Below are 5,916 nucleotides of genomic sequence, written 5' to 3' on the forward strand. Positions count from 1 at the left end.
GTCCAACGCACCCAATGTGGCGTTCGGTGCGTTGGACGCAACCAACGCCACATTGGGGCGCTTGAAGGGTGCGCCCGGGCGGGTCAGTCCTCCGCGGTCTGCGGGGGACGGCCCGCCTGCCACAGCAGCGCCTCCCGCAGCTGGCCGATCAACCGCTCGTCGTCCGCTTCGGACGGGTCGACGCCCAGCGGGATCCAGCGCTCGGAGACCTTCTCGCCCCGGTCGTAACTGGAAATCACGATTCCCGAGTACGACAGCGAAGCCTCGTCCGCGCAGTCGCCGTCCGGAAGCGGCTCGTCCGCTTCGAACCCTTCGTCGAAGCTGACGTGGCGATGCTGCAGGCGGACGCTCACCCAGCGTCCCGCCGGCCGGATCGGCGCGCCTTCTTCGTTCATCTGCTCCTACCCCCGGTCCGGGCCCCCTGCCGTCTCGTCGCATCCGGGTGCCGGGAAGTTACCGGCCGGTTGTTCCGGTTGCGTAACGACAAAGGTTGGCGCGAAACACCGCTTGCCCGCCACCGGAGTCACTCTTTTGACGACGGGTCAACTACTTGTTGACAGCGTGCCGATCCCCCGCGAGGCTGAGCGGATGACGAGTGGGACCCGGCCGCGGCGCCGCCGGCTCGAACCGGCCGAACGGCGTGCGGAGATCCTCGCCGCCGCCCGGCACCTGTTCGGCGCGGGCAGCTACGCCTCGGTGTCCACTTCGGACATCGCCGCGGCCGCCGGGGTGGCGCGCCCGCTGATCAACCACTACTTCGGCGGGAAGCGCGAGCTGTACCTGGAAGTGGTGCGGCAGCTGATGATCGTGCCCGCGCCGGTCACCGAAGCGCTGCCGGACACCACGATGGAGCAGCGGCTGGCGATCGGCGTCGAACGCTGGATCGAGGTGGTGGACCGCAACCGCGACGCCTGGCTGACCGTGATCGGGCCGGAGTCGGCCGGGCGGGACCCCGAGATCGAGCGGATCATGCTGGAGGCCGACGAGATCGCCGCCGACCGCGTCCTGGAAGCCGCGCTGATGACCGGCGTGACCGAGGGCCGCGAGGAACTCCGGGCGATGATCCGGTCGTTCGGCGGGATGCTGCGCGCGGCGTCGCGGGAGTGGCTGATCCGCGGCACGCTCGACCGGGCGGCCCTGCGCACCTTCCTCACCGATTCGCTGCTCAACCTGCTGAAGCTCACCTACCCGGCGGTTCTCGCCGAGCGGCGCGGAAGCGCCGGGCGAACGCCGCCGGGGTCAGCCCGGTCCAGCGCTTGAACGCGTGGATGAAGCTCGACGCCTCGGCGTACCCGAGCCGGTAGGCGACGTCCTCGACCGACAGCACGCCGGTGTCGAGGAGCTCTTCGGCGAGCGTCTGGCGGACCTCGTCGACCAGCGCCCGGTAGCTCGTGCCGGCCTCGGTCAGGCGGCGGCGCAGGGTGCGCGTGCTGAGCGTCAGCTGCCGGGCGATCTCGTCCATCCCCGCGTCGACGCCGCCGAGCCGGACCAGCCGCTCGCGCACCTGCTGCGAAATGCCCGAGCGCTGCCGCCGCCGCGTGACGAGCGCTTCGCACTGCGCGGCACACAGGGCGACGGTCTGGTCGTTGGCCTGCGGCAGCGGCCGGCTCAGCAGCGCCGGGTCGAGCGTCGCCCGGCAGGCGTCGGCGCCGAAGCGCGGCCGGATGCCGAACGCGGCCAAATACGGCTCCGGCGTGGGGCTTTCGTGCCGGAAGGTCAGCTCGTCGAGGGCGATCTCGGGCAGCAGGTCGCGCATCACGGCGAAGATCGCGGCCAGGTCGCGCAGGACGAGGAAGCGGGCGACGTCGGCAGGCACGCGGCTGTCGTCGAGCTCCAGGGTCAGCCGGTCGGCGCCGAGGACGACGTGTGGGATGCAGAAGGCGAAGCTCAGGTCGAAGTAGCGGAGGGCGAACAGCATCGCGTCGCGCAGCGTCGGGCTGCTGATGCAGGCGAACCCGAAGATGCCGAAGGTGGTGACGCGGTAGCGGCGCCCCAGCGCCAGCGCGGTCGCGTCGGATCCGTCCAGGACGGCCAGCGCGCGGACGACGGCCAGTTCCTGACGCGCGTCGACCTGGACGGCCGGATCGGCGAGCAGCTCCGGCGTCAGCGTGGTGGCGGCCAGGAGCTGTCCGGGCGGCAGGCCGCGCTCGGCGGCGAACCGCGTCATCAGCTCGATGCTCGCGGTGCCGCGGGGGAAGTCCCAGTCCCCGACGGCGGGCGCGGCGAGCTCGGCCATGGCCGGAATTCTGGATCACGCCGGGAGAAGGTGTCCAATCGAGGACCGGAATTGTCCGGAGTGATCGTTAGGGTGACGGCGTGCAGACCTTGAGCCGACGAGCCCTCAACCGCGCCACGCTGGAGCGCCAGCTGCTGCTGCGCCGGGCGAAGATGTCCGCCTTCGACGCGGTGGAGCACCTGGCCGGGCTTCAGGCGCAGGCACCCTTCCCGCCGTACTTCGGGCTGTGGTCGCGGCTGGAGGGGTTCCGGCCGGCGGACCTGGTCGAGCTGCTCGAGAGCCGGCGCGTGGTGCGGATCGCGCTGATGCGCGGCACGGTCCACCTGGTGACGGCGGCGGACGCGCTGGCGTGGCGGCCGGTCGTCCAGGGAATCTACGACCGCGACCTGAAGCAGAACACGCTGCACGCGGCCGCGTTGGCCGGGCTCGACCACGAGCTCGTCGCCGAAGCGGCGCGGAAGCTGCTCCTCGGCGGCCCGATGCCGGGCAACGCGCTGGGCGCCGAGCTGGCCCGCACCTGGGACGCCCCGCCGTCCTCCCTGACCCACCTGGCCCGGGGCCGGCTGCCACTGGTGCAGACGCCGCCGCGGGCGATCTGGGGCAAGGCCGGGCAGACGACGTACGCGTGCCTGGACGAGTGGGTGGGCGCTCCACTCCCCCCTCCGGACCCGGCTTCGCTGATCTCGCGGTACCTGCGCGCGTTCGGCCCGGCCACGGTGGCGGACGTCCAGACGTGGGCGGGAATCACCCGTCTGGGCGAGGTGGCTTCTTCGATGGACCTTCGGCGTTACCGCGACCCGGACGGCCGCGAGCTGCTGGACCTGCCGGAGCTGACGGTGCCGGACGAGGACGTCCCGGCGCCGCCGCGGCTGCTGGGGCCGTTCGACCAGACGATCCTGTCGTACGCAGACCGGACACGGGTCATCTCGGACGGGTACCGCAAGCGCGTGATCTCGCACAACGGCCTGGTCAAGGGCACACTCCTGGTCGGCGGCCAGGTGTGCGGCTTCTGGGAGATCAAGGCGACGAAGAAGGCGGCGGTGATCGAGCTGTCGCCGTTCGAGAAGCTGCCGAAGCGAGACGTGACGACGTTGGAGAAGTCGGCGGGCGAGCTGGTGAAGTGGGCGGAGGCGAGGGCCGAGACGCACGAGGTGCGCGTGCACCCGCCGACGTGAGGCTGGCCGGAAATCTCGATTGAGTGACCGTTCGTGGCCTGTTGTCACAGGCGCGGAGTCCGTAGCTTTCCGGGCATGACTGGTTCGGCGAAGGGGCCGTCGGTGCTGATCGCGGGCACCGGGTTCGGCGGCATCGGGACGGCGATCGAGCTCAAGCGCGCGGGGTTCACCGACTTCACGATCCTCGAAAGCGCGGCCGAGCCCGGTGGCGTCTGGCGGGACAACACCTACCCGGGTGCCGCGTGCGACATCCCGTCGCCGCTGTACTCCTTCTCCTTCGAGCCCAACCCGCGGTGGCCGAAGCGGTTCTCGTACCAGCCCGACATCCTCGCCTACCTGCGGCGCGTCATCGCGAAGTACGGCCTGGAGCCGCACATCCGGTACCACCGCGAGGTCACCTCGGCCGCGTTCGACGAGGACCGCGGGCTCTGGCGCGTCGAAACCCGCACCGGGGAGACCTTCGAAGCGAACGTCTTCGTGCCCGCCGTCGGGCAGCTGTCGCGGCCGGTGCTGCCGGACATCCCGAACCGGGAAAGCTTCGCCGGCGACGCCTTCCACTCCGCGCGGTGGGACCACGACGTGGACCTGACCGGCAAGCGCGTCGCCGTCATCGGGACCGGGGCCAGCGCCGTGCAGTTCGTGCCCGAGCTGCGGAAACGCGCGCAGCACGTCACGGTCTTCCAGCGCACGCCGCCGTACGTCATGGCGAAGTCCGATCCGAGCTACCGGCGGTGGCAGCACTGGCTGTTCGAGCACCTGCCGCCGACCCAGCTGGTCGGCCGGCTGCGGATCTTCCTCCTCGCCGAGTACGCCACGTACGCGATGACGCGCCACCCCGTACTGGCGAAGATGTTCGAGCTGCGGACCGCGCAGCTGCGGCGCCGGCACATCAAGAACCCGGAGCTGCGGGCCAAGCTCAAGCCTTCGTACCCGCTGGGCTGCAAGCGGATCCTCTTCACCAACGACTACCTGCCCGCGCTGGCCCAGCCGGACGTCGACGTCGAGACGCGGCGGATCACCGAGATCACCGAGAAGGGCGTGCGCGTCGAGGACGGCACCGAAATCGAGGCGGACGTCCTGGTCTACGGCACCGGCTTCGCCGCGACGCAGTTCCTCGGCCGGATGGAGGTGCGTGGCCTCGGCGGGCGGTCCTTGGACGACGAGTGGTCCGGCGGCGCGCGGGCGTACCTGGGCATGGCCGTGCCCGGCTTCCCCAACTTCTTCTGCGTCTACGGCCCCAACACGAACCTCGGCGCCGGGTCCATCATCTACATGATCGAGCGGCAGGCGCGCTACATCCGCCAGGCGGTGGAACGGCTCGCGCGACCCGGGGTGTCCTATTTGGACGTCCGACCGGAGGTCGAAGACCGGTACGACCGCGAGGTGCAGCGGCGGCTGGGCCACAGCGTGTGGAGCGCCTGCACGAGCTGGTACCGGCAGGCGGACGGCCGGGTGACGACCAACTGGCCCGGCCTGGTCACCGAGTACGACCGCCGGACGCGGCGCTTCGACGTCGCCGACTACCGGGTGGCGGGCTGATGGACTACGACGTCCTGGTGATCGGTTCGGGCTTCGGCGGCAGCGTCACGGCGCTGCGGCTGACCGAGAAGGGCTACCGCGTCGGCGTGCTGGAGACCGGCCGCCGGTTCGCCGACGACGAGTTCGCGAAGACGTCCTGGCGGGTGCGGAAGTACCTGTGGGCGCCGGCACTGGGCTGCTTCGGCATCCAGCGGCTGACGCTGCTGAAGAACACGTTCGTGATGAGCGGCTCCGGCGTCGGCGGCGGCTCGCTGGTGTACGCGAACACGCTGTACGAGCCCCCGGACGGCTTCTACGAAGACCCGCAGTGGGCGCACATCACCGACTGGAAGGCCGAGCTGGCGCCGTACTACGACCAGGCGAAGCGGATGCTCGGCGTGGTCGAGAACCCGGCGACGACGGCCGCGGACCGGGTGCTGAAGGACGTCGCCGACGACATGGGCATCGGCCACACGTACCGCCGCACCCCGGTCGGCGTCTACTTCGGACAGTCCGGGGTGGACCCGTTCTTCGGCGGCGCCGGTCCGGCGCGCACGTCCTGCACGCTGTGCGGCGAGTGCATGACCGGGTGCCGGGTCGGGGCGAAGAACACGACCGTGAAGAACTACCTGTACCTGGCCGAGCGAGCGGGCGCCGTGGTGCACCCCTTGACGACGGCGGTGACGGTCCGGCCGATCGACGGCGGGTACGCGGTGGACACGCGCCGGACCGGCGGTTTCTCGCGCCGGACGTTCACCGCGACGCAGGTGGTGTTCTCCGCGGCGGCACTGGGCACGCAACGGCTGTTGCACCGGATGCGGGACACCGGAACACTGCCGCTCGTTTCCTCTCGGCTCGGGCTGCTGGCCCGCACGAACTCGGAGGCGGTGCTGGCGGCCCGGTCGCTGCGCGCGGACACGGACTACTCGCGGGGTGTCGCGATCACGTCGTCGATCCACCCGGACGAGGTGACGCACGTGGAGCCGG

At 71.1% G+C, this 5,916-nt stretch carries 6 protein-coding genes; 4 read left to right on the plus strand and 2 right to left on the minus strand.

Annotation, left to right across the window (positions count from 1 at the left end):
- Positions 1-83: 83 nt before the first annotated feature.
- Positions 84-395, minus strand: a complete 312-nt coding sequence (locus ACWEVN_RS45910) for a hypothetical protein (RefSeq protein ID WP_310977564.1) — start codon at positions 393-395, stop codon at positions 84-86.
- Between the two features lie 193 nt (positions 396-588).
- On the opposite strand from ACWEVN_RS45910, the gene ACWEVN_RS45915 reads away from it, so the two are divergent.
- On the plus strand, positions 589-1,260 hold the full coding sequence (locus ACWEVN_RS45915; RefSeq protein WP_449685863.1) for a TetR/AcrR family transcriptional regulator: 672 nt from the start codon (positions 589-591) through the stop codon (positions 1,258-1,260).
- Here the strand turns inward: ACWEVN_RS45915 and ACWEVN_RS45920 are convergent.
- On the minus strand, positions 1,181-2,236 hold the full coding sequence (locus ACWEVN_RS45920) for an AraC family transcriptional regulator (RefSeq protein ID WP_449685864.1): 1,056 nt from the start codon (positions 2,234-2,236) through the stop codon (positions 1,181-1,183). The genes ACWEVN_RS45915 and ACWEVN_RS45920 overlap by 80 nt on opposite strands.
- A gap of 80 nt (positions 2,237-2,316) precedes the next feature.
- On the opposite strand from ACWEVN_RS45920, the gene ACWEVN_RS45925 reads away from it, so the two are divergent.
- The 3 genes from ACWEVN_RS45925 to ACWEVN_RS45935 all read left to right on the plus strand — a co-directional run.
- The gene (locus ACWEVN_RS45925; protein ID WP_452055465.1) at positions 2,317-3,411 is read left to right on the plus strand and encodes a winged helix DNA-binding domain-containing protein; all 1,095 of its coding nucleotides are present in this window, start codon (positions 2,317-2,319) and stop codon (positions 3,409-3,411) included.
- A gap of 75 nt (positions 3,412-3,486) precedes the next feature.
- A complete protein-coding gene (locus ACWEVN_RS45930) occupies positions 3,487-4,950 on the plus strand; it encodes a flavin-containing monooxygenase (RefSeq protein WP_452055466.1) in 1,464 nt (487 codons plus the stop codon).
- On the plus strand, positions 4,950-5,916 hold a 967-nt coding region (locus ACWEVN_RS45935; protein WP_452055467.1), incomplete at its 3' end, for an NAD(P)-binding protein. The genes ACWEVN_RS45930 and ACWEVN_RS45935, both read left to right, overlap by 1 nt.

It is taken from the genome of Amycolatopsis sp. NPDC003861 (assembly GCF_053605405.1).